This window comes from Chitinophagaceae bacterium (assembly GCA_030053935.1).
GTDB lineage: Bacteria > Bacteroidota > Bacteroidia > Cytophagales > JASGCU01 > JASGCU01.
Genome location: JASGCU010000112.1, coordinates 1 through 1,456, shown reverse-complemented (window position 1 = coordinate 1,456; position 1,456 = coordinate 1). Strand labels below are relative to the sequence as shown.

Genomic DNA, 1,456 nt, shown 5'->3' with positions numbered 1-1,456 from the left:
TTTATTTTCAATTCCTTTGACAAGCAAATTATATGCCTCTATTAGTTTTTTTATATCTTGTGTTGTTGTTTTTTCCATTTTTTATAAGAGCATGCTGTTTATTCTTTGTATTGCTGTTTCACAATATTTTTCGGAAATATCTATTCCTAAATATCCTCTATCCAATATTTTAGCAACGTAAGTAGTAGTTCCTGCACCGTTAAAAGGGTCAAGAATAATATCATGTTTATATGAGAAAAGTTTCATTACTCGTTTTGCTAATTCTTCGGGGAACATTGCGGGATGTCCAAATTTTTGCATATTTCTTTCGGGGGCAATGCTCCATTGAGCATTTACCCATTTTTTAAATTCGTCTTCGGTTATATCAATATTTTCTTTTTCGCCTTCTTTTTTCAAAGTGCCTTTGCAAAAGACCTCCAAATACTCCCATGTTCCTTTTAAGTACGGACTACTTGGACTTTTCCAGCTTCCCCAACTGCTGAATTTTGCGCTGTAGTTGTTTTTCTCCCATAAAATTTCAGTTTTCCAAATTAATTTTTTCTCTATAAAAAAATTACTTATCAAATGATGACTTGGAATATAGTCAGAGTAAAGGGGTTGAACATTTACAATAATTCTACCGCTGTATTTTAATACTCTGATGCACTGTTCAAAAACTTCAAACAACGTATCAAAATAATTTTCCCATACATGGTCGTCATCAGTTTGAGCATAATCAAGCCCAAAGTTGTAGGGCGGTGAAGTAAATATCAAGTCAATACAATTATCGGGAAGTTTTCTTAGCAATGTCAAACTGTCATCACACATAATTTTATTTTCAAATTCTTTTGGCAAAGAATTATTTTGTTTTGAAAAGGTATTATTATGAGAATAAAATGCAACTCTTCTTTTTTGCTCTTTTTCCTTTCTATCGGAAACTTTTTTTTCATCATTATAACCAACATAAACTCGTTTTTTATTTTTAATTCCATAACTTTTAATACTCTCTATTTTCTCAAATATAAGAGTCAATAATTCTATATTATGAGTTTGATGTGTAAGCAAAGCTATATCCTTTTTGAAGGAAAAAAAATCTAATTGATAAAGAAAAATGTGTATCTTATCTTCAAATACTTCAAAATAGATATCTTCTGCTTTATATTTATTCCCAAGAATTTTAATTTGATCTAATTCGTAATCTTTTGCTGTATTGAGTATTTCTAATTTTTTATAGTGCATGGGTTATTTTTTTTTGTAAAAATGGAGAAGAGATTATGAAAGATTTTCTTTCAAAAAAAAGAATTGGTTATTACATTATAAATATAATAACCTTGTTATTTTAGGGGAGTTCTAAAAATTAAATATTTGAAAATTATATAAATATATGTACTTTTTAACAAAAAAATATGTATTTTTGCAACAATAATAAAAAATGTAGAGTATGAGCAATGAAAATTACAAAAAAACAGGTAGAAAT

The 1,456-nt window shown here is 27.8% G+C and carries 1 protein-coding gene; it reads right to left on the bottom strand.

Annotated elements, in window-relative coordinates; genetic code table 11:
• Positions 1-81: 81 nt before the first annotated feature.
• Complete coding sequence (locus tag QM536_09110) at positions 82-1,218, bottom strand: site-specific DNA-methyltransferase (GenBank protein ID MDI9357166.1); 1,137 nt, start codon at positions 1,216-1,218, stop codon at positions 82-84.
• Positions 1,219-1,456: the final 238 nt, after the last annotated feature.